Raw genomic sequence first — 23,361 nt, forward strand, 5'->3', positions numbered from 1 at the left:
GGATAAATGCATGCGGACCGAAATGAGATGATTTCTTTTCCAAACACAACGAGTCTCAAGAATATTGAAGCCGCGTACGAGATGCTTCAGGAAAGTGCGGTATTGCGGCTCGAGACGAACTTGAGATTTGGCGGGAATGTTGGTGTCCCAGGCTCGCTCATGCAGTTTCTGGCCGCGTGGTCTCGCACCGTCAAGCATCCGACACTGCGTCCGTATGGAAGGGGTGCCACGGATGCACCTGAGGCCTTGGCGAAAGAACCGTACGGTATGGCTGCTGCGTACTTCTCCGAAATCATTGAGACCAACGGAGGCGCCCCGTTGTCCACCCGTGAGGCGTTGGCGAGCGCGGTCCCACGAATTATGTCGATGCAAGACGGAAGCTTCCGGAGCACGATGCACGGTCGAGGTGCGTTTCTGTGTTGTTTTGCCAGAGCAAAAAACGAATTCCTCATTCCACTTTACTCTCGTCCAGAGGTAGGGGCTGTCCGGTCCCGAGAAGATTTCGTGAATCTGACCAGTCGCTTGATTGCTTCGTGCGCGCCAACAACTGGACAGAAGATGCCGGAATCCTCGCGCATCGCGCTGGGAACGCTCCTCTATGAACTTTTTCGCAACACAGACGAGCACGCGACTACCGATGAGAGGGGTCGTCCCTACGGGAAGAGCGTACGCGCCGTTATGGCTAAGTTCATCTCCTACGAAGCGAAGGATGCGGCCGCTTATCTCGGCGAAGAAGACCCATCGCTCGCATTTTTCCTCATGCACAACATTGCCAATCGGCATAAATACGCCAATGCCGAGGGTAAACAGGTCGCCAGCAAACAAACCTCTCTGCTGGAGCTAACAGTCGTCGATACGGGACCAGGGCTTGCCCGTCGCTGGCTATCACGACATGGTCACGATGCAGACGAGATTGGGAGTCTCTCAATCGAGCAAGAAGTTTCTCTAGTTCAGAAATGTTTCGAGCTTCATGCGACTACAAAATCCACAGCGGGGAGCGGAGGGGGGCTCTCTCACGTGTTGCGAACCTTGCAACAGCTGAACGCATATCTTCGGTTGCGTACTGGGCGAGTCTGCCTCACGCAGGACTTTTCTAGCCCTAGGGCGACCGTGTCGTTTGAACCAAAGCACTGGCTCAAGGACCGGCCGGAGTTGCCCATGACTGCAGGCGCCTGCTATTCAATCGTTGTTCCTGCGACGAAGGTCCTGCTATGAAGGGATTCTTCATTTTTGATTGTGTCCTCCCCATATCAGGCCCCATCCGAAATTTTCACTTCCTGTTCAAGCCCCCGGGAAAGTTGCACGACACATATTTGGCGGATGCCATTGAGCACGGCTTGCAGACCGTCAACGCACCTGATGTCGTCGCGATTGTTTGCTCATCAGGAGAAGCGGAGCTTGTGAAGCAACGCTTTAGTGGACCCGTCCTTCAACAGGCAGCAGCCAGAACGTCTACAAAGGTTTGTCTGTGCATTTGTGTATTCGACCGAGAAGGAACCATTCGCCTGCACGCGCAGCTGGAGAACCCCGTTCACGAACTGGATATACTGCTACGCGACAAAACGGCGGCGATTCGAACCGCTGGTCTCGCAAAGCTGTTCTCAGCGGGCCATGTGGTCGTCTCGGCTCCGCCGGGTTTCACTTTCGTTAAACCGTCTGAACGACGCTCAACCTTGTTTCTTCGAACTGAGGAAGCCTTGACGGAGGTCGAGGGTGTGCAGTTCCTCGCATTTGCATTGCTGCACAAACTAAAAAAACGGGGCGACATCTGGAAGAGTGACCTTGAAGTCATATATATCGACTCGATGAGTATCGCGAGCGTAGCGTATGCGCTTCGCGATATGTACTGTTCGCTTTATGGCGCCTCACAGCCCCGAGTCGTAAGTTTTCACTCGCATGGTGGCATCAAACGCATTGATGCACCACTGTCCGGGACTTCCTTCTGCTTGATATCCGCATCGTCGTCGTTGAACCTCGAAAGAGACTGGCGAGAGCGGACGCGATGTCATCAAGAGGAGGTGGTCACGCTGCTTACGCTCGAAGATGCGAAGGGTCGGGAAAACGCGCTCTTTGCACGAACGAGACCGGAAGGCTCGAGCGGCGACCAATCCGCGAAGCACTTAAGAGATTTGCCGATTGTTGGCGAGCACTTTGCGCCGTCCGATTTGATGCCCAAACGGGTGCTGTTGAAGAAGGACCACAAGGAAGTCAATGCAGAAGACTTCTGCTGTAAGTTTGTGGCAACGGGCGCCCTGAGTATCCTTGGGCGCGGGGATGGCAACGGCAAAGTGCGTCCCATATATCTGAATGGCCGACAGCTTTCTGAAACGGCTGGCTTTGACGTTTGGCTGTATCGCATTCTTCGGCAGAGGACGCCTGCGTCTGTGCACGCAATCATTCATCAAAATGATGAGGCGTCTGGAACGTTGGCGCGGGAGTGTGCGCGGCACCTTACCGGAATCATGGTGCGGAGCAACGCAGTCTTGGTAATCAATGAGATTGAAATAGAACGACGCGCTGGCGACATCGAAAAGGACGCAGCTCTTCTTATTGTGGCGGCCGTCGTGGGTCGGGGCACGCGTTTGTTGTCAGTTAGTCGCGACTTGCGAGATATCCACGAAGGAGCTCGTACCTACTTGATTGGGGCTCAGATTGCCGAAACAGCGAATCAGATAAGTGGCTTGTCGCACAACTTGAAGTACTCCGCCACCGAAGCGAATATTGAGGTTCGTCGCTTCGCGCAGATTGCTGTCGGGGCAGGCCTGCGTGACTCATTTGCCGAAGAAGTTGCCTCGCTACAGAACGCTCTTAGCGCATTTGGAAGTGGTTACGAGGTGCGCCTCAATGAGCTTGGTGGAAGTGCGGAAGGCGTCAACTCTCAAACATTGGTTGGATTGAATCCAGACCTGACAGAACCGATGAGGCTGCGAAAGGACTTCGCATTTTGGAATTTCAGCTACGACACCGAAACTGCGGAGACAACCTCGGGCGTCATCGCGATGACGGGAGCGATACTCCAGTTTGCCCGCGAGTACAAGTTCACGCAGGATATGCTCCGACTGTCTACCGACGCGTTCCAGCAGGTCATTCTTGACCCGGAAAACTTCACCCGCTACAACGACGGGGTGATTCAGGCCGCTTTGCTGAGATGCGCGCGGCTTGGTGAACTAGACTACTCCATGGAACACAATGCGAGTAGATTCATGCTGGATTTGCTGAAGAGCATCTTCACGCAGCACGATAGACGGCAAGGCGAAGCCGCTGCAGAGTTCGCAGTCGCGCTCTTCACAAACCGATTGCGGCTTCAATCCGAGCACCGGAGGGAGTTAAACGAACACCTGCGTCATTTGCTTTCTGCAGACACGCCGCGGCTGTCGCTCATTCGCGTGCTCCTCGGGCTCGACGCAATGCCGGATACCGGGAGTCTGCCGGCGGATTTTTGAGATGGTTTCGTCGCTCGATGACGCCTCAACAGCGAGGGCTTGAGGAAATCAATTCGAGTGCTGTTGAGGAAATGCATCGCTGACTGAAACAGTTTCAAAGTCGATAATGGAAGACGCCCGGTCTCGTTTGTTCTCTTTGACAATGGGGTGATGGGGCAATTGACTTGTATGCGCCGAAGCAACAGCGGAGGGGACTAGGACCATCAGTTTCTGTTCCCTGATTCGGACCACGCTGTCGCTCTTCGTAGCACTGTCGACGACCTTGTTCATTGGAGATTGGTAAATCTCCGTACCGGGTCGCCGTTAGGGCGGGGTGTGAACGAAAAACTGTTGTAGGATAACCGGCACTGAGAGAGCCGCAACAACGAACTTCAAAACGGGCGAGTGGGAGACGTTGGCATAGGCGCGGGGTCAAAAAGAAAAGGCAAACGGTGTCGAACAATTTGCAAGCTGCACTTGAAAGTCTTCTTGGTACAACGGCTGGGGTTTCGGTTTATTTAACTGAGCAACCCGAAGGAGTCGCTGAGGGCGTCCCGTTTAGACAGTTTTTTCTCGCGATGCGGGAAGACGAGCCCATGCTCGCTGAATTTTCCGCACATCTGGCCAACAAGATTATCGGATACTGCCTGCCGCGCAAGCGCATTTTGAAAGAACTCAGCAGGCATCAAAGCAATCCATTGGACATGACTTCGGCAATCAGCGCGCTAAGACGCGAAGCGCGCGAGGCGTTCCAGCAGTATCGTGAGAAGTGCCCGGCCCGGTCCGGCGAAGCCGGCGAGATGTTGGCATATCTATTTACCGAGCACTTTCTTCGCGCTCCGATGGCCATCGCAAAAATGCATACAAAGACAAACAGCGACATGCCTGTTTTCGGCGCCGACGGAGTGCATGTGCGCTATCGGACCGACATTGACTCATTGGAAGTCTTTTACTTGGAGTCGAAGGTTCACAAGACCATTGGTTCCGCCGCGACAGACGCCGCCAAGTCGATTAGCGATTTTCGTCAGGGTAAGCAACGTAGCCTAGAGCTCAAACTGGCCTTGGACTTCGGAAATTTCGACCATTTGGACGACAGCGCGCAAGAGGCGTTGGCGGACTTCCTTGACCCATACTCCGGGGCGAAAACCGCGAAACGTCTTGACCGGCATGCTTCCATGCTTGCTTATAATGAGCCAGCATTCTCGAAGGTGAAAGGTGCCGGCGCGGGTGAGGAAGTTCGGGCAAAATTCCTTGACAGATGCGATGCGCGGCACAGGACGGTGACCGGAGCATATGCAGCTCGTACGCTTCCACAGGAAAACATAGTCACGTTCGTTTTTGGCCTCCCGAGTGTTTCGGACTTTCGCCGAGAATTTGAGAGGGCGTTGAGCAATGGCTAACTTTGCTGCGCGGCTTGCAAAACGTATTCAGGCAAACCCTTCGTTTCAGAAAGACTACTCGTGGCTCTGTGCGCACGGCATCGCCGCTTTAACTGAAAATAAAGATTTGCAGCTGGAGGTTGACGAGACCGAGGACGAGTTGCTTCGTCTCACGAGACTCGTTGAGTCGGCAAGCTGTCTTGCGCTGGCAGATGACGAGCGGAGCCACCACTTTGCCCAGGCGATTGCTCTCTACGGGGTCGCGTCGAATAAGGAGCCCGGCCTCGTTGCCGCTTGCGGGCATATCTTGTCGGAGCTTGGCAACTTTCCCGCTTCTTCCTTTGTTCACGACCTCCATAACTTTAAAGAGCAAAGTCTGCCAACCATTATCCAGGTTCGCGACTTTGCTAGACGTTACCAAAATACGGTCGCTCTTCCAAGCGGCCGGCTGCCGCTGACTGACTTTCAGTTCGACATTTGGAGCGACCTTGTAAAGGGGCGCTCAACAGCGATTTGCGCTCCAACATCTGCGGGGAAGTCTTTCGTTGTTCGGGCCTTTGTTGTGCAGAAAATACAGCAGACGCCCGCGGTTCAAGTCGCGTACATCGTTCCTACTCGGGCCTTAATGGCCGAGGTGCAGGAGAAGCTTTCCGAGTCGCTGGGTCAGAGCGACGAAACCTTAAGAATTACAAGCGTACCCGTCGAAGACGTCGAACAACGGCCCCGCCAGGTTTTCATTGTTACGCAGGAGCGTTTGCTGGCCTATCTGGACGAAGTTCCGAACGCTTCCTTCGATTTTGTCGTTGTTGACGAGGCTCAACAAATGGGTGACGGCTCGCGCGGAATGATTCTGCAGGACTGTCTGGAGCGAATTAACAAAGCGAATTTTCAGTGCGTTCAATATTTCATCGCACCAATGGCAAGCAGCGTCGACAACCTCGCAGCGGCAGTCGGGCGCAACGACGTGGCGACGCATCTGACTCATGATTCGCCAGTCGTGTCTACGAAGATTGTCGTTAAGCCGAGTACCGACACTGCAAGTGATTTGATGCTCGAAATCCTGGACCGGGGACAACGACGCCCTATTGGTCGCTTGCATCGCGAGTATGGCTTCGGTGACCGTCGCATGCTATTAGCGTCCGTGTGCACGGAATTAGGCACCGCGGGTGGTTCACTCATCTATGCCGCAGGGCCTGCCGAAGCGGAAAATATCTCTTTGCAGATTGCGATAAATCTTCCGGAGCGGACCCTACCCGAGCTCGAGGAGCTTTCTCGCTTTATTCGCCAGGATGTTCACAAAGACTATTCATTGGCCTACTGTGTGCTGCGCGGAGTCGGTTTTCATTATGGTTCGATGCCAACTCTGCTCCGGCAGGCACTGGAAAGCGCCTTTCGCAACGGAAGCCTCTCGTACCTGGCGTGTACGACCACGTTGTTCCAAGGGGTCAATCTTCCCGCGCGGAACGTCTTCATCGACAAGGTACGTAGAGGCAAAGCGGGCCAGCTCGAAGACGATGATGTTTGGAATTTTGTAGGCCGGGCTGGACGCCTGAAGCACGACGTTGCCGGCAATGTGTTTCTCATTGATTACGACAATTGGCCGGCGAAGCTCCTCGACACTCCGCCGCAAGTCAAGGTCCAGCCGGCGCTCAGTAGCTTCCTTGGCTCCGAGCGCGGCCAGCTTGAACAGTACATACAGAGTCGCGGGAACATCGGAAAGCGAAGCGAAAGCCACCGGGACGTCGAGGCGGCCGCTGGACTCCTGTTGAATCGAGTGCGAAAGGGCACATATCGCGAGACCGTTCAACGCTGTGCTGGTTCTATCGAGGAGTCGGCGGTTGCTAACCTCGAAAAGCACCTGCAGGACGCACTCGAGCAACTGGATGTCCCGACATCGGTACTTGAGCGCAATTGGTTGATATCACCTTGGCGTTTGGAAGCAATGTACAAGTTTCTCGATAGTGTGGTCAGGTTGGGAGCGTGGAAGGACTACTTTCCGGTCCATCCGATGCTCCCGGACAGCTATCACCGGTACGAAAACATGTTCATCGTCATTGAGGAGCATTTAAGCGGGCAGCCGAACGAGAAGTGGGCACGCTACCTTAATTACCAGGCAATCGCGTGGATGAAGGGGGCGACTATCGCAAACATGGTCGAGAACGAACTTCGGTTCAAGCCCCCCAAGCCGTCCAAAAAAGGGGCTGCGCAGACACCGAACTCGAACTCGGCGGTTCGCAAGATTTTTACGCTACTTGAGACCACCTTGCGGTTCAAGTACGTTCAGATGACGCGTGCGTATTGCGACTGCTTCGTTGCGGCGCTGAACAATGCAGGGCTCCATGATGTAGCCGAGCGCATCTATCCGGTCGCTCTATCGTTGGAGTTAGGCGCGTGCACGAAAACTATCATCTCACTTATCGAGTTGGGTTTATCGCGAATATCTGCGCAGGCGTTGAGCGGCCAAATCCAAGGCTCCGACCTGACGTCGGCGCAACTCCGCAGCTGGTTACGCGGGCGACGAAGGGACGACCTGCCAGTCTCACAAGTTGTATTAGACGAACTGTCCAAGCTTCGACTGTTGCAGATATAAGCGAAGTATCCCTCAGGCACCGGCGAAATGGGGAGTGAGCCATTGCCGACCGGACGGGAGCGGGCTACGCGGCTTCTCACCAGCTACCACTAGGCCGTGCCCGCTGCGAGGATACTAAAGCGATAGTGCGGACCGCAGACGCAACCTTCTTGGACCACTGCGCGTCGCCTTCATTAAACTCAATGTTCCCAAGCTCTGGAAAGCTGGCGGCTCGCGTTTGGCCTGCTAGAACCGTTGAATAACCGCATCGTTGGTATTTACACTTCGTCGATGGCAATCGTGTGCGCTTAGCAAACCCGCAGTTGAATCTGTCGCCGGGACCTGCTAGGTCGTGTTGGTGCCTGTTTGCGTTGCGGTGGCGCCGGGCTCGAAGCACAACATGACTTTGACGACCCGCTCACCCATGTTTGGCAGGCCGCCCGTCTAGAACGCGAATGAGGTCAGTTGCCTGTTGCGTTGGGTTCGGCTGAAGGACGGTTCGGTTCGCTGGTCACCGAGTGGCAAAGTGCGAAGGCTCCTGGTGCACGGAAGGGACATTGCACTTCGGCGTTCCGGCGTATAGTCTTTTCGTGGGAGGCATGTCCCATTCCCGGACCAACTCGACAGAAGCGACGGCTCTCGCTAGGGCGCATGCTCCTATCATCGTCAGCTGCGTCGAGCTTTATGGTCCCACACCATTGCCGCCTAGCTCGGCGGTGGCTAGCCTCGGCCGAATGCCGCTGGCTTGCCTCCAGCACGAACTTCGAACCAAATGAGGTACTGCGATGAAGAACCAGAAGAAGGGAGCACGCTCCTCGAGTGACTCAAAGAGCTATCCGCCGTTGGCGGAACTCGCGCGAACCGTGCAAGGCCACGTGCAGCCGATTGGAATCCTCATGCCGCATCGGGTGTCCGCGCTACGAGGCGGCTGGCAATATTTTAAGCCTGACATGCGCGAAGTCTTGGAACTTCTGTCTCGGCAGGGAAAGGACTAAGAGGCTTGGCAGCAAGGGGCGCGAACTGTCGCTATGCCGGTTTTGTTCAGCAGCGCGGTCTATGTGTCGAGAAGGCGCGCCAACGATGAGGCAAGGGCTGTGTTCCGCAGATTTGCACGTGGGACGGCCCGAACGGCGCGGCGCGCCGCATCTTCATCCCCTACCAGAATGACCTGACGCTGCGCGCGTGTAATCGCCGTGTAGATTAGCGTTCGGTCAAGAAGTCGATGCCCCGTCACAGCGACGATGACGCGCGGCCACTGTGAACCCTGTGCTTTGTGGACAGTAAGGGCGTACGCGAGTTCAAGGTCGTCAAGCAGCGACTCGAAAACCGGCCGTCGTTCGCCGTCGTCCCATGCAATCCACGCAATGGCGTGGCCGACAATGTTCCCTTTGTCATCAAAAATAGCGCGGGGCTCTTTCTCAATCTCGGCCAGCCAGCCAAGCGAACCGTTCTGCAGCCCCGCACTCCAGATGTTGCGAGTGCAAACAACAGGGTCGCCAAGGCGAAAACCCGTATCAAAGCGCGTGCTGAACTCCGCACTCCACATCGTTAGCTTCTCCGCGTCGGCCGCTAGCGTTTGCTGGCAAAGCGCGTTGAGCGCCTTGACGCCGTCGATGCCGCCTTTTCGTGGGGAGAGAATCTGCGTGGATTCGGGAGATTCCCGGTACAGCCGTAGGACAGTCTCCGCGATTGGGTAGGATGGTTGTTGACTATTATCGTCGGCGAGCCGCGAACTGCGGCGTAGGAATACGACTGGCGCGGATTCGTCGGCAGTCGTGGTAGGCCAGTTTCCGTCCCGGATGGCGTCGGCGGCCTGCGCAATCTCGCCTCCGAAGCGCTTTGCTACTTTAAGGCGAACAGACGGAACACGCGGGTGGTTCGCCAGTGCGTGCAATACAAGTCCCGGGCCGACCGGCATCAACTGAAGGGGGTCGCCGACCAGCACGAGACGAGCGTGCGGCGGAAGCAGGGAGCAGAGCCGATACATCGTAATGATGTCGACCATGCTTGCTTCATCGATGACCACGACGCAAGGGTCTTCAAAGTCCGCTGGCACTGTATTACGAAGCAGTCGGGCTAGTGTTCGAGCGGGCCTGCCAGTGGCGTCCTGCATACGCTTTGCCGCAAGACCGGCGAGCGCAGACTGGACTATCAACAATCCGGCCTCGTCATATATCCGATAGAGCGCCTTGAGAACTGTCGTTTTGCCAACACCGGCGCCGCCGGTGATAGTGGCGAGTCGACCGGCTGCGGCGGCATGAATCGCTGCTCGCTGCTCAGCGTTCAGGGTCAGTTGCTCCGCGTCCTCGTAGGCCGCAACAATAGATTCGACATGAGGCACGTCAAGAAGGCGTAACCCATCGAGCTCGTCCTGAAGTAATCGGCTCGCAAACGCCGCGGCCACCGATGTCTCCATAATGTATGCGCCGAGCGGGTGAATGAGATTGTCCTCACTTACAATGTAACTGCTACTTTGCAATCCGGCGTCAAGTGCTGACGCTGCCAGTGGCCGCCAGGGCAGTTCGTTCGGGCCTTCGCCGAGAATGGATGCCAGTCGGGACATAACCATCTGTCTGGTGGCTGCGGTATGGCCATCGCCGAACAGCCGATACAATGCTTCTTCAATCGCTCCCTGAAGGCGTCTTGGGTCGTCCGCCGCCACGCCGAAGTGCTCGCGCGCCAATCTGTCCGTGGTGCTCCAGTTCGCGCAAAAACTGAGAAGGCGATAGGGGTCTTCCTCGATAGCCCGAGGTGCGCCTCCACCGAAAAAAGCAATCAGCTTCCTTCCCAAAGCGACATCGAAGCTGTGACGGTGTAGCCAGTGCAATGTGCGAGCATCGCCATAAAGACGCCAGCCGGCTACCAGGGTCTGCGCGGTCTCTTCTGAAACCTTCGTCTTGAGCGTCGAAATGTCGCCCTGGTCCAGAATGTCGTAGAGACGCTCGCCGAAGGCTTCCCACAGCCGACGCGCCTTGACCACGCCGACACCTTCGAATCCGTCGCTTTCTGCAAGGAGCGTAATCAGATGCTCGCCTGACGGCAGAACCAGTTCGAGGTCCTCGGCCTCGACCTGCTGTTCGACAATTCTATAACCATTGACAGTCCGCGAATTCGGCCGCGCGACGCCGTGTACCCGCCACCATTGGCCGACCTGAACGGACGTCGCGCCGAGCCTGCGGGCGGAAGCGACGACGACGTAGTGTTCGCCGGCGTTCAGCACACTCCCGCCATCATCAATCGCGGCGCCATAGAAAATGCATCCACCTATCCCGACCGGATTGGCGCTACGGATGGAGGAAACACGCAGCAGGCGAGTGTCATTCACCGAGGCACCCGACCGGTGAGAACCAGCGCCTCATGCAGCACCTCATACTTCGAGAGGCGGCGTTTGAGCTCGTCGTAAGCAGCGCGCAGGCTTGCGTTTTCCTGTTCGAGGTTGCGAACGTGCTCGGATTCGCCAGAAGACATGTGGCGACTTCGTTGCCGCATCGGAAGACCGTCTGTTTCTGGAGTAGGTTCGGCGACAGGCGGAAGCACTCCGCGCTCGCGAAGACCATCCTCGAGCTTGCTCAGCGCAACCTTGATTCGGGGATTCTGGTCCAAGGCCGACTTGGAGAAACCGCACTCTCGAGCAATCTCCGTCCTCGATAGGACGCCTCGACTGACCATCTGTCGGAAATCACCGTCCGTTTTTCCGGTCATCCAACGTCCATACGCGGAGAAGTTGCTGTCAGATAACTGTTTGCCACTTGGCATGCGACACCTCGACGATTACAGAGCCTATCCGACGGTGTTTCCAATCTCCGGCTTGCCATCAGGACTCGGTGACTTTCTCCGCGGCCTCTTCAATGACCGCCCGTATGGCGGTTACCTGTGGCTTTTCCAGGAGAACCATCTTTGTGCCGATAGCGCGAACGCGGTCCTTATAGAGTTGGAGTCCACATTTGACCAGATGAGCCTCGTCGAGCAGAACTAACAAGGCTGACTTAAGGTCGGTGCTAGTCCACGGTGTGGTTCTATGGCCCGAAGAAGGTTTCGCCGTTGCCGTTGTCACGATGCCTGTTCTTATGAAGTCGTCGATTGGAACGCCCGGTATCGTTCGAAGAGCAGCTTCAATGCGATTGCGCGCCGCAATAGCCTGGTCACGCTCTTGCTGAAGGAGTGCAACATACGCCCTCAACGTCTCATCCTGTATGGCAGGCTTGTAGTCGTGCCGAGGGTTGGGAGCAAATACCTGCTGCCCGGCCTGCCGCAACTGCACATACTTATTCAATACATCCCGCGAATTCCTGATTGATTGCGCCTTGGGGCCTTCCCACTGGTGGTCGATGCAATATCTCTCAATCGTTGTGGGCGAGATTTTCAACCCATTCTGCTCCAGGTAGTCACAGGCTTGTTTGATTCTCTTCAGCGAAGCCCGCTGGCGAGGGTTCGTTGTCTGCTGGCAAAGCGTCTCGTAGAGGGCATCGACGCTGGTTTCTCGATTCATGAAAACGTCTCTTCTTCGTCGAAATCGGGCTGTCCATGAGGCTGAAAGCTGTTTAAGAGCTTTTCCAGGCGAGATTGTTCAATGTTCTGGACTTTCGTTCCCGCAACCACCTGACTTTCAAGCAACTCGAAAGCTCGCGCGAGTGCCGGATAGTCACTTAACGGTTTGTGTCCATCAAGGACCTCATCGAGCTCCTGTCCCCGGACCTGGTGCAGGAGCATGGAGGATAGGAGGTTGCCGGCAGCGTGTGCATGCTCAGGCTTGAGCTCGAGAAGGAACGGCCGAATCCCGTTCGCAACCATCATGCTTGATAAGATACTACTCTTCTCAAGCTCCGCCTCCCGATTACGGAAGCCGGTGACGAAATCGCTCATCTGTGTGATTTGGTCGAGTAGCGCGAACTCGTGTGCCGACTCCAACGTAATTTTGAGCTGGCTCGGCGCCGCAGCCGTAAGCAAAGGAACAGGTAATTTCTGGCCCTTCGCCTGGACTTTCGCCTTTGCGGCCAGATAATCATCCATGAGCGTTATCGACTTCTCTGCGTACCGATAACGCGCGACCCATTCGTTGATATCAATCGTGAGCTCCCGTCCGAGAAGCTCAACCTTGTCTACGAGCTCGCGTGCCTTGCGCTGGTTTCCTTGGTCTTCCGCATCGAGACGTTGCTCGTTCAGCTCAGCAATCTCCTGTCCCTTTTTGCGGATGGCGTACGCAAGATTGTTAACAGCCGCGACCTGGCCGAGCAAATGCGCGGGCCCTGTAAGCCAATAACGGCACAGGCCGCAACGTTGGCCTCCTGGCACGGGTGCATGCGCGTTACACCCTTTCCCTATAAGCGGTCCGCCGGTGTCGCAGGATGTTCCAGGGCAGATGCCTTCTGTGTTGATTGTCAGTAAACCGTTCTTTTGCTTGAGAGCGGCGAAGGCCGGCCCGACACCCGAACCGGCCTGGCTGAGCATGAACGGTGCGAAGGCGTCCATGTTTTCCTCGAATTCGGGCGAGCCGGTGAAGTCCGAGTCATCCCGAAGCTTCTCATGCGCTTTTTCGAGGTACGCGCGTAACTTCGCTGGAGAGAATTTGAGATAGTGCAGGGTCATTACCAGTGTTCTGTGACCCGCCACAAATTGCGAGACGACTTCCAGCGGAACGCCAGCCTCGATGAGAGCTGTGATTCCGCTTACACGAAGCGTGTGGAGGTCCACTTCCCATTTCACTTTGCCGTTAACCGTACGCACGAGTTGAACCTTTCGCCCGTACTTTTTTTCGATGCGGTCCTGTGCCTCCATGAGCAGCTTTGTGTAGAACTTCTTCAGCTTTGCATAGGCTATCGGCTTTATCAGGCTTGGACCCATTGCGTCGCGAAATAACGGCGCTATCGTGGGCAATTTTGCTGCAACCCGCGGCCGTTCCGTTGTGTCTCTTTGGTAGTCGGCATAAGGCACTGGAGTTTCGAGCTGCGGCAGGTATCTCCTCTGCCAATCCCGCTGCATGAGTAGTAATCCCTTCAGCGTCTCAGACATGAAGGGGACCGGGTATCCAATCTCAGCACTGTCATATTCGGCCGTTTTGTTGGTATTGACCCAAAGCGTGAGCCACGAGTTGCTTCGGAGCGAGTCGTGTTGCAAGCGAAGCGCACCTTCAAGCCGGCCTCTGACAGCATGCTTCGTCCGGTTAGGCTTCAACTTGCCCGATGACTCATCGTAAATTCTCTCGTCCAGTTCTCCGGAGTCCAGCCATCGAGCTTGGTGGCTACGCAAGACAGTGTCGAGCAGTGTGTACATGCAGACAGTCAAGGTTGGGTCCCACACCTTGGCTTTCTTGCCGAGCGTGTTGTCAAATACGTCTGTGTTGGCTCCTTGCAGCAACTTTGGAAACGCAAAGTCGTCGCTCGTCAGAATCTCCTTCATCTCGTTGATGATGTAGTTTTCCATTCTTGGACGATTTGTTACGCCGCCACGAACTCTCCTACCGAAATTGTCTTTCGAAAAAATGGGATTCGCAAACGCCGCTGCTTCAGGGTGCGCAGATTCGAGCAGTCGGTCCTTAACCCAGTCAAAGAATACTCGAAGTTTTGCGACGATTCCGTTCTTTGTTTTGGGGTCGCTTTCAGGATATCTCTTGGACAAGTAATCAAAAAAAGTATCTTTGTTCGTTAGTGTGGGGTCCGTAATATGAGTCGCCCGCGCCACGTTCCACGGTGCTAGAGGTGGCTCGTTAAGCATACAAAGAAAGTCGCCAAACTGGTTTAACTTGTCGACAGGTCCGTGAATGCGCAGTGTGCTGGTCGATGCAATATATGCGTGCAAGGCCCGCTGCCATTCGACCAATTCGGGGCGCTGCTCAGTCAGCCAACGGAAGTCTCCTTTTAGTCGGAGCTCGCGCTCATGGGGGCGCTTCCGGGGCGGCCGAGCGAGCAAGATTGCGTTGTCGGGGTTGTGTCGATTGTAGAACTGTCGAAGCCAAAGCATACCGGTTCGCACACGGCCGCGATTGACCATCCACTTATACTCATCTACGGTTTGAGGATACTGTGCCTCGACCATCGCAACAAACACGTCCTCGAACGCAGCCATCAACTCGGGGGACAGGTCAGTCGCTTCGGCTACATCTGATGAAGCCAAAGCGCTGCAAACACTCCTGAACGCTTGGTCTCCTTGTTTCTTAGGCTTGCGTGCAACTGACTGAATCAGGAGGCTGCGGCTACCGCCATATCGAGCGTTCAATAATGTAAGATACTTTGTTGTGGTATTCCACTTATGCACTCCGGCGGGAAAAAGGAGCCGACCTTTGGACCACATCAGAGCGAGCAGTTCGAAGTAGCGGAAAGGATGTCGCAATGCGCAGCCCCCCGTACGAAGGGCCGTGGTCAAGTTCTGAACGAGAGCCTTGGCGCTGCCGGATTCTTTCAACATCGCGTGAAAATCCGGGGCGAGAATCTCTCGAAAAGGACGAATGATTTTCGTTACCTGGACACGGGATTTCGGTCTTGCTGCGTTGACAATCGCACGTTGCTCAGAGAGCGAGAGAGAACGCACGTGTGTCCATAACGCACGTCCACGTGCATTTGTCCCAGAAATTCGCCTTAGAGCGGAGACCTGGAAGTAGTCAAGGAGCGCTCCGTGTGAATCGAACGCGCGAATCCAGCGGCCCTGTTTGGAGGAGGCCAACAGGGTATCCTCCCAATACTCAGCAATGCGCTTTTCCTCGTATTCCGCAATAATCTCCCGCATCTCTTTTAGCGAGACGTTTGTGGGAAAAGCCGCGTCATCCGCGCTTCGATTAAAGGTGACCAGCCGTCCCGAGGGGGTCTTGAATTGTTGACAGGTCATGTTCGGCTCTGCTCAAGGAACAGCTGGTCCATTCTCAACATCTCTGGTATTTCCGCTTCCATCTTGGCATGCGCCTTCGCGAGTTCGATGCGTGCCACTTCGGGGGTTAGGTTGTAATAGACCTTCGTTGAAAGGATGCTCGTGTGATGCATGAGCATTTGCAAAATTTCCATCGAGGTTCGAAGGATATTCGCGTTGTAGAAACCATAGAAGTGCCGGCCTCCGTGTGGATTGACCCCGGGCTCCGATGCGGACAATCCTACTCGCTGGGCGGCTCGTTCGAACGCCTTCGTCATGTTTGACAGGGTGACCGGATTGCCGAAATCAGGCCCCGGGTCGGTGTTCACAAAATAGTACGGGTGGTTATCGGTAACACGAAGCCTGATACTCTTCATGTATTCACTGTGCAGCTTTGCGAAGAGTCTGCCTGCGTCCGGCCTGAGCCAATAAACTTCTGATTCGTACGCGTTCGCGTCAAATCGCATACCTTTCCATCCAGCGTGCTGCGGATGTTTAGTGCCGAGGAAATGACGGGGGCCAAGTTGATATCGTTCGCGCAAAAATGTCACTCGTTTCCCTGCTCGTTCCTTTCCCGAGCTATCGAACCATCTATACGGGCCGAGCTCCGGATGGCCCAAAACTACGCGCGCCGTTCCATCGGGTAAGATGGAAACGTCTCCTGCAAAAATGTGAAGCGGCTCAGACGCTCGCAAGCTCCCAAAAAATATCAATAGAAAATACAAAGCGTCGCGTATCGGAGATGCTTTTATGAATGGCGCCACGCGTGTAGGCGGAAAGTATTTCTTCGAGACGGTGTCTACCCGTCGTTCACTTTTGGGGTTAAATTCGGGCACGTTGACGACGCCCTTTCCCTCTTCAGTCGAGGGGGAAAGGTGGTACAACTGGTCCCAGTTTCGCTTGCCATCTTGTTTTATACGGTACCTTTTTTGGTCCGAGAGATTCAAACTCGAAACCAGCGTACGCTCCGTTGGATTTACGCGCGCAGTGCCGAAATTCTTCGCGGCCCATTCCGTAAATTCGGTTACTGCCCGTACATCCGCAACCGCGGTCTGTGGCCGCACTGTTTCCCATCCCATAGTCGCAGACCCGAATCGCCTCGCTTCGAAGAATTGCTGCAGCAGGATATGAAGCGCGTCTGTGGCAACGGGGGCGGCATGCTTCTCGATGACGTAGAAGTCGTAAAATCGGCCTATCGCACTCATCCGCTTTTCTAAGCTGCTGGGACTGTAATGCTCCTGAAGCATCAGATGCCGCGCCCACATGAGACCCAGCTGGCTAATTTCGCCGTCCATTAACACAAGTATTGGAATGCTGCTACCAATCGGCCCTTCGCGAATCGGAAGGTCGATTATCGAGTGCACGGTTTGCATGATATCGAGTCCTTATGCGTAGTAATCCTATATATCGTATGTGGCCTATGCGCTTGTTTAGGACGCTTCCCAGTGGACCGCACTGAGAATTTGGATGAAGTACCGAGCGTGAACGTCAGGCGGTACGTTGCATAACCCACTCAGTTGGATTTACCGGACGGCGTCTCAATGCAAGGGCTCAGCCTCTTTCTGCTGGTCAAGCCGGCACGATAATCAGGGCCTTCACTGGTATAACAGTTGGGGGTAAACAACAAGATAGGTCGGGGCGAAGCGAAGGTCAAGAGAAACGGAAGCACTTGAGATAGACGCCGTAGCTAGGGCGTCTTTGGCGCTAGCATGCAACGATGCGCGTGCGCGGTCCGATAAATAGTTGGTCGAGTATGGGGGCTATAACCACCGCGAACATGAAACCGCGCGCCGCGTTGACCCAATCGGCGCCGATCGCGAGCGTCTTGGTGATGTCGAACGCGGTGATCATCTTGCCGCTCGCGCCGATGCGGATGCGTTGCCGCAGGCCGATGCCGACCAGCGTGTTGTGCACCAGCAGCAAGCCTTCCTGCAACGGCACGCCGACGTGATCGGTGAATTCGAGCGGCGCCGCGCCCGTGCCGCCTTCCGCGCCATCCACGACGATGAAGTCCGGCAGGATGCCGGTCTCCAGCATCGCCTTCGCAATGCCGAAGAATTCCCACGGATGCCCGATGCACAGCTTGAAGCCCGTCGGCTTGCCACCCGACAGCGTGCGTAGACGGTCGACAAATTCGAGCAGGCCGCGCGGCGTGGAGAACTCGGAGTGCGTGGCCGGCGAGATGCAGTCGCGGCCCATCGGCACGCCGCGCGTCTCCGCGATTTCCGGTGTGATCTTCGCGGCCGGCAGCACGCCGCCGTGACCTGGCTTCGCGCCTTGCGAGAGCTTTACTTCGATCATCTTCACTTGCGGCTCGGCGGCCTGCTTCGCGAACTTCTCCGCGCTGAAAGTGCCGTCGTCGTTGCGGCAGCCGAAGTAACCCGAAGCGATTTCCCAGATGATGTCGCCGCCGTGTTCACGGTGATACTTCGACATCGAGCCTTCGCCGGTGTCGTGCGCGAAGTTGCCTTTCTTCGCGCCGAGGTTCAGCGCCATGATCGCGTTCGCTGACAGCGAACCAAAGCTCATCGCCGAGACGTTGAAGATCGACATGGAATAAGGCTGCGCGCGATCCGGTCCGACGACGATGCGGAAGTCGTGATTCTCGAGCGTGGTCGGCGCGAGCGAGTGGCTGATCCATTCGTGCGCGATGGCTTTGACGTCGAGTTCGGTGCCGTACGGACGGCTGTCGACATCGTTCTTCGCGCGCTGATAGACGATGCTGCGCTGGGCGCGCGAGAACGGTTTTTCGTCCGTGTCGCCTTCGACAAAATACTGGCGGATTTCCGGGCGAATGAATTCGAACAGGAAACGGAAGTGGCCCCACAGCGGATAGTTGCGCAGGATCGCGTGGCGCTGCTGCGTCAGGTCGAACAGGCCGAGCGCGACCAGCGCGAGCGGCACGATGATCCAGAACCATGAGATGTGGTGCGCGTCGGCCAACGCCGCGCAGACGGCGAACAGCGCGGCTGCGCACCACATGGCCAGATAACGTCGAGAAAACATGGGGACTCCAGTGCAGTGAGGTTCGTCACGACGGGATCGCCAGCGCTGCCGGCACAGACGGAATCCGCCGCGAAGGAAAACGAACGACTGCTTGTTAGGGTGAAGCTAGCTGCGGCTTAAGAGCGAGCGCGTGGATGCCACGCGCCGCGCAAGTCGAAACGTGAAAGTAATGCGTGTGCGGCGCCAGGTCATGTTGCCGCACGATCAGACGCGTGGCTCAACGGGCGTTCAGCAGCGCCGCTTTTTGCGGCTCGCGCGCGACCGGCTGTCCGGTGACCGCATGTTCGATGATGCCGCCGCCGAGGCACACGTCGCCATCGTAGAGCACCGCAGATTGCCCCGGTGTGACAGCCCATTGCGCCGCGTCGAAATTCAGTTCGAAGAGGCCTTCGCCGCTGCCCGCGTTGCTAAACGTGCACGGCGCGTCTGCTTGCCGGTAACGGGTCTTCGCGCCGCACGCGAAGCCGTCCGCCGGCGGCTCGCCCGCCACCCAGCTTGTATTGCCGGCGGACAACGTATGGCTGAGCAGCCAGGAATGATCGTGGCCTTGGGCGACATACAGCGTGTTCGACGGAATGTCCTTGCCAGCGACGAACCACGGCTCGCCGCTGCCGTCCTTGCTACCGCCGAGGCCAATGCCCTTGCGCTGGCCGAACGTGTAGAACGCGAGGCCGATGTGTTCGCCGACCACTTTGCCGTCGGTGGTTTTCATCGGGCCGGGCTTGGTCGGCAGATAGCGGTTCAGGAAATCGCGGAACGGCCGTTCGCCGATAAAGCAGATGCCGGTCGAGTCTTTCTTCTTCGCGTTGGGCAACGCGATCTGTTCGGCGATTTCGCGTACTTTGGTTTTCGGAATCTCGCCGAGCGGAAACAGCGTCTTCGACAATTGCGCCTGATTCAACCGATGCAGAAAGTACGACTGGTCTTTCGTATGGTCGAATGCCTTCAGCAGTTCGAAGCGGCCGTTGTGCTCGCGCACACGCGCATAGTGGCCGGTCGCGATGGTTTCCGCGCCGAGCGACATGGCGTGGTCGAGGAACGCCTTGAACTTGATTTCGGCATTGCACAGCACGTCCGGATTCGGCGTGCGGCCGGCCGAGTATTCGCGCAGGAATTCGGCGAACACGCGGTCCTTGTATTCGGAGGCGAAGTTGACCGCTTCAACGTCGATGCCGATCAGATCCGCCACCGAGACCACGTCGATCCAGTCTTGCCGCGTCGAGCAGTATTCGCTGTCGTCGTCGTCTTCCCAGTTTTTCATGAACAGGCCGACCACGTCGTAGCCCTGTTCCTTCAGCAGCCATGCGGTAACAGACGAATCGACGCCGCCCGACATGCCTACTACGACTTTCTGCTTGCTCATAAGATGCTCACTGGGTGCTGCTTGACTTCATGGATCGTGGGTTGGCCGCGCGTTGCGGCTATCTTTTTGGCCCGACCGAATGCGTGTGCACGAAGTCGAGCGGGAAACGCCGGCCCGCGAGGTAGTCGTCGAGACATTGCATGACGAGCGGCGTGCGGTGCCGTTCGGGACAGGCGCGCAATTCGTCGGCGCTCATCCACAAGGTGCGGACAATGTCCGGGTCGAGGGCCCGCTGCGGATCGGCTTCGCCGCCCGCGCCGCAATAGGTGAAGCGCAGGTAGGTGACGCCCTCACTGCCGGGCCGCTCGAAATGGGTCATGTACATGCCCACCAGCGCCTCGGGCGCGAATGGATGGGCGGTTTCCTCGAGCGTTTCGCGGATCACCGCTTCTACCAGCGTTTCGCCCGCCTCCAGATGGCCAGCGGGCTGGTTCAGGCGCAGACCGTCGGCGGTATGTTCCTCGACCACGAGAAAGCGCTCGTCGCGCTCGACGATGGCCGCGACCGTGACGTGCGGCAGCCAGGTTTCCGGTTTCATGGGTGCGCATTTTACCGGTTATGGGCCTCGCCTGCCGGGAAGCGGGCGGCGCGTGGCCAGGTCGACCCCGCCCGCCGGGCACCCCCGGTGCTTCAGCGTGTCCGGATAGCGTGCAATTGCATCGAGCACAGCATTGCGCTGCGCCGCGTCGCGCACGCCAGTGCGGCCAATTGTCCCCGATTTCTGCGCACCCCCATATTTCGGTTAAAGTGACGCGTTAGCCGTTGCACCTGCAAGCCGGCGTGCCTCGTCGGCCGATCTGTCGTAAAACAGGAAGTCGAGGAGGAACAAGATGCACATCGGAGTGCCAGCCGAGACGCGCGCGCACGAAACCCGCGTCGCCGCGACGCCCGAAACGGTCAAGAAGTACGTGACCCAGGGCCACCGGGTCACGATCCAGAGCGGCGCCGGCACCGGCGCCAGCTTTCCAGACGATGCCTTTGCGGCCGCCGGCGCGGAGATCGTCGACGCGGCGACCGCATTCGGCGCCGATCTCGTCCTGAAGGTCCAGTCGCCGACCGATGCCGAGCTGCCGTTGCTCAAGCGCGGCGCTGTACTGGTCGGCATGCTCGATCCGTTTAATACCGAAAACTCATCAAAGCTGGCCGCCGCAGGGGTCACCGCGTTCGCTTTGGAAGCGGCGCCGAGAACCACGCGCGCGCAGAGCCTCGATGTGTTGAGCTCGCAGGCGAATATCGCGGGTTACAAGGCGGTTCTGTTGGCCGCCACGCTCTATCCGCGCTTCATGCCGATGCTGATGACGGCTGCCGGTACTGTGAAAGCCGCGCGCGTGCTGATCCTCGGCGCAGGTGTGGCCGGTTTGCAGGCGATCGCGACCGCCAAGCGCCTGGGCGCGGTGATCGAAGCCTCAGATGTGCGGCCCGCCGTAAAAGAGCAGATCGAATCGCTCGGCGCCAAGTTTCTCGACGTGCCCTACGAAACCGATGAAGAGCGCGAAGCCGCGCAAGGCGTCGGCGGCTATGCCCGGCCGATGCCGCCTTCCTGGCTCACGCGCCAATCGGCGCTGGTCCACGAACGCGCCAAACAGGCCGATGTGGTGATTTCCACCGCACTGATTCCAGGCCGCGCCGCACCGACACTGATCTCGGTCGACACCGTGCAGGCGATGAAACCCGGCTCCGTGCTGGTCGACCTCGCCGCGGGCCGCGGCGCCGAGTACGAAGGCCAGCGTGGCGGAAACTGTCCGCTCACCGAAACGGACAAGGTCGTCATCAAGCATGGCGTGACGATCGTCGGCTATACGAATCTGGCCTCGATGGTGCCCGCCGACGCATCCTCGCTCTACGCACGCAACCTGCTCGACTTCCTCAAGCTGATCATCAACAAGGAAGGCGCCCTGAACATCGATCTCGCGGACGATATCGTCGCGGCCACGCTGCTGGCCCGTGACGGCGAAGTCACGCGCAAGGCCTAAGAGGAGAGTGCGGACATGGAAGTCATCAACCACACCGTCATCAACCTAATTATCTTCGTGCTGGCGATTTACGTCGGTTACCACGTGGTCTGGAACGTCACGCCCGCGCTGCACACGCCGCTGATGGCCGTGACCAATGCGATTTCGGCGATTGTGATCGTCGGCGCAATGCTCGCCGCGGGTCTCACTTTGGGCACGCCCGGCAAGTTCTTCGGCACGCTCGCGGTCGCGCTCGCGGCAGTGAACGTGTTCGGCGGCTTTCTCGTCACGCGACGAATGCTGGAGATGTTCCGCAAGAAAGAGCCGAAGAAACTCATCGCAGACAAGACGGCCAAGGAGAACGCGTAATGAGTCTGAACGTCGTCACGCTGCTTTATCTGGTCGCGTCGGTCTGCTTCATCCAGGCGCTTAAAGGGCTGTCGAATCCGAAGACGGCGCGCATCGGCAATACCTTCGGCATGGTCGGCATGGCGATCGCGATCCTCACGACCATCGCGCTGATCGTCAAGCAGGCTAACGGGCTCGGTTCGAATCTCGGGTTGGGGCTGGGTCTGCTGCTGGTCGCGCTGGTGGTCGGCGGCGCGGTCGGCGCGTTCGTCGCCGCGCGCGTCGAGATGACCAAGATGCCGGAACTGGTCGCGGCCATGCACTCGCTGATCGGTCTTGCCGCTGTGTGTATTGCGTATGCGGTGGTGTCGGAGCCGGCTGCGTTCGGTCTCGTCGATCCGGAGAACACCGCGCCGGGCTTCCTGCCGTACGGCAATCGCGTGGAACTGTTCATCGGCACGTTCGTCGGCGCGATCACGTTCTCCGGTTCGGTGATCGCGTTCGGCAAACTGTCTGGCAAGTACAAGTTCCGGCTGTTTCAGGGCGCGCCGGTCGTGTATGCGGGCCAGCATCTGATCAACCTGCTGCTCGCGCTCGCGATGCTCGGCTTTGGCGTGATCTTTTTCCTCACGCAATCGTGGCTGCCGTTCATCATCATGACGCTGATCGCGTTCGTGCTCGGCGTGCTGATCATCATTCCGATCGGCGGCGCGGACATGCCGGTGGTGGTGTCGATGCTGAACTCGTATTCGGGCTGGGCGGCGGCGGGCATCGGCTTCTCGCTGAACAATCCGATGCTGATCATCGCGGGCTCGCTGGTCGGTTCGTCCGGTGCGATTCTGTCGTACATCATGTGTCGCGCGATGAACCGTTCGTTCTTCAACGTGATTCTCGGCGGCTTTGGCAATGAGCCGGGTGCGGCTGCGGCGGGTGGGTCGGCGGAGCAGCGTCCGGTGAAATCCGGTTCGGCCGACGATGCGTCGTTCATGCTCGGCAATGCTGAGACCGTGGTGATCGTGCCGGGTTATGGTCTCGCCGTCGCGCGTGCGCAGCATGCGTTGAAGGAGTTGACCGACAAGCTGGTCGAGAAGGGCATCGAGGTGAAGTACGCGATTCACCCGGTGGCCGGCCGCATGCCGGGCCACATGAACGTGCTGCTCGCCGAAGCCGAAGTGCCTTACGACATGGTCTACGAAATGGACGATATCAACGGCGAGTTCGGTCAGGTCGACGTGGTGCTGGTGCTCGGTGCGAATGACGTGGTGAATCCGGCGGCGAAGACCGATCCGAAGTCGCCGATTGCGGGCATGCCGATCATCGAGGCTTATAAGGCGCGCACGGTCATCGTGAACAAGCGCTCGATGGCCGCAGGCTACGCCGGTCTCGACAACGACCTGTTCTACATGGACAAGACGATGATGGTGTTCGGCGACGCGAAGAAGGTGATCGAAGATATGGTGAAGGCGGTGGAATAACCGCGTGCTCG

Annotated in this window: 14 protein-coding genes and 1 pseudogene; 7 read left to right on the forward strand and 8 right to left on the reverse strand. The window is 57.4% G+C overall.

What is annotated here, in order from left to right; genetic code table 11:
- Positions 1-27: 27 nt before the first annotated feature.
- The 4 genes from PQR54_RS03930 to PQR54_RS03945 all read left to right on the forward strand — a co-directional run bounded on the left by PQR54_RS03930 (position 28) and on the right by PQR54_RS03945 (position 7,391).
- Positions 28-1,215, forward strand: a complete 1,188-nt coding sequence (locus PQR54_RS03930; protein WP_408244149.1) for a hypothetical protein — start codon at positions 28-30, stop codon at positions 1,213-1,215.
- Complete coding sequence (locus PQR54_RS03935; protein WP_408244150.1) at positions 1,212-3,443, forward strand: hypothetical protein; 2,232 nt, start codon at positions 1,212-1,214, stop codon at positions 3,441-3,443. Before PQR54_RS03930 ends, PQR54_RS03935 begins: the two co-directional genes overlap by 4 nt.
- A 431-nt stretch (positions 3,444-3,874) precedes the next feature.
- The gene (locus PQR54_RS03940; RefSeq protein ID WP_408244151.1) at positions 3,875-4,822 is read left to right on the forward strand and encodes a HamA C-terminal domain-containing protein; all 948 of its coding nucleotides are present in this window, start codon (positions 3,875-3,877) and stop codon (positions 4,820-4,822) included.
- Positions 4,815-7,391, forward strand: a complete 2,577-nt coding sequence (locus tag PQR54_RS03945; protein ID WP_408244152.1) for a DEAD/DEAH box helicase — start codon at positions 4,815-4,817, stop codon at positions 7,389-7,391. Before PQR54_RS03940 ends, PQR54_RS03945 begins: the two co-directional genes overlap by 8 nt.
- A 1,033-nt stretch (positions 7,392-8,424) precedes the next feature.
- On the opposite strand, the gene PQR54_RS03950 is transcribed toward PQR54_RS03945, so the two are convergent.
- The 8 genes and pseudogenes from PQR54_RS03950 to PQR54_RS03985 all read right to left on the reverse strand — a co-directional run bounded on the left by PQR54_RS03950 (position 8,425) and on the right by PQR54_RS03985 (position 20,113).
- Positions 8,425-10,695 (reverse strand): ATP-dependent DNA helicase, encoded by a 2,271-nt coding sequence (locus PQR54_RS03950; protein WP_408244153.1) that lies wholly within the window; start codon positions 10,693-10,695, stop codon positions 8,425-8,427.
- The gene (locus PQR54_RS03955) at positions 10,692-11,126 is read right to left on the reverse strand and encodes a VPA1267 family protein (protein WP_408244154.1); all 435 of its coding nucleotides are present in this window, start codon (positions 11,124-11,126) and stop codon (positions 10,692-10,694) included. Before PQR54_RS03955 ends, PQR54_RS03950 begins: the two co-directional genes overlap by 4 nt.
- 58 nt (positions 11,127-11,184) lie before the next feature.
- The gene (locus PQR54_RS03960) at positions 11,185-11,859 is read right to left on the reverse strand and encodes a hypothetical protein (protein ID WP_408244155.1); all 675 of its coding nucleotides are present in this window, start codon (positions 11,857-11,859) and stop codon (positions 11,185-11,187) included.
- Positions 11,856-15,188, reverse strand: a complete 3,333-nt coding sequence (locus PQR54_RS03965; protein WP_408244156.1) for a VPA1269 family protein — start codon at positions 15,186-15,188, stop codon at positions 11,856-11,858. The genes PQR54_RS03960 and PQR54_RS03965 overlap by 4 nt, the downstream gene beginning before the upstream one ends.
- Positions 15,185-16,579, reverse strand: a complete 1,395-nt coding sequence (locus tag PQR54_RS03970) for a hypothetical protein (RefSeq protein ID WP_408244157.1) — start codon at positions 16,577-16,579, stop codon at positions 15,185-15,187. Before PQR54_RS03970 ends, PQR54_RS03965 begins: the two co-directional genes overlap by 4 nt.
- A 394-nt stretch (positions 16,580-16,973) precedes the next feature.
- Positions 16,974-18,212, reverse strand: a pseudogene (locus tag PQR54_RS03975) (FMN-binding glutamate synthase family protein); the annotation flags it as partial.
- Between the two features lie 217 nt (positions 18,213-18,429).
- Positions 18,430-19,575, reverse strand: coding sequence for a tRNA 2-thiouridine(34) synthase MnmA (gene mnmA / locus PQR54_RS03980; RefSeq protein ID WP_408244158.1), 1,146 nt, complete (start codon positions 19,573-19,575; stop codon positions 18,430-18,432).
- Positions 19,576-19,633: 58 nt separating this feature from the next.
- Positions 19,634-20,113, reverse strand: coding sequence for an NUDIX hydrolase (locus tag PQR54_RS03985; RefSeq protein ID WP_408244159.1), 480 nt, complete (start codon positions 20,111-20,113; stop codon positions 19,634-19,636).
- A gap of 292 nt (positions 20,114-20,405) precedes the next feature.
- Between PQR54_RS03985 and PQR54_RS03990 the strand changes: the two genes are divergently transcribed.
- Genes PQR54_RS03990 through PQR54_RS04000 form a run of 3 tightly spaced genes read left to right on the forward strand, consistent with a single transcriptional unit; the run spans position 20,406 to position 23,350 of the window.
- Positions 20,406-21,548 carry a Re/Si-specific NAD(P)(+) transhydrogenase subunit alpha gene (locus PQR54_RS03990; protein WP_408244160.1) on the forward strand — a complete coding sequence of 381 codons (1,143 nt, stop codon included), beginning with the start codon at positions 20,406-20,408 and terminating at the stop codon, positions 21,546-21,548.
- Between the two features lie 15 nt (positions 21,549-21,563).
- A complete protein-coding gene (locus tag PQR54_RS03995; RefSeq protein ID WP_074763055.1) occupies positions 21,564-21,896 on the forward strand; it encodes an NAD(P) transhydrogenase subunit alpha part 2 in 333 nt (110 codons plus the stop codon).
- Complete coding sequence (locus PQR54_RS04000; protein WP_408244161.1) at positions 21,896-23,350, forward strand: NAD(P)(+) transhydrogenase (Re/Si-specific) subunit beta; 1,455 nt, start codon at positions 21,896-21,898, stop codon at positions 23,348-23,350. The genes PQR54_RS03995 and PQR54_RS04000 overlap by 1 nt, the downstream gene beginning before the upstream one ends.
- Positions 23,351-23,361 lie beyond the last annotated feature (11 nt).

The sequence above is a fragment of the Paraburkholderia phytofirmans genome (genome assembly GCF_046028095.1).
In the GTDB taxonomy this organism is placed as follows: Bacteria; Pseudomonadota; Gammaproteobacteria; order Burkholderiales; family Burkholderiaceae; genus Paraburkholderia; species Paraburkholderia phytofirmans_A.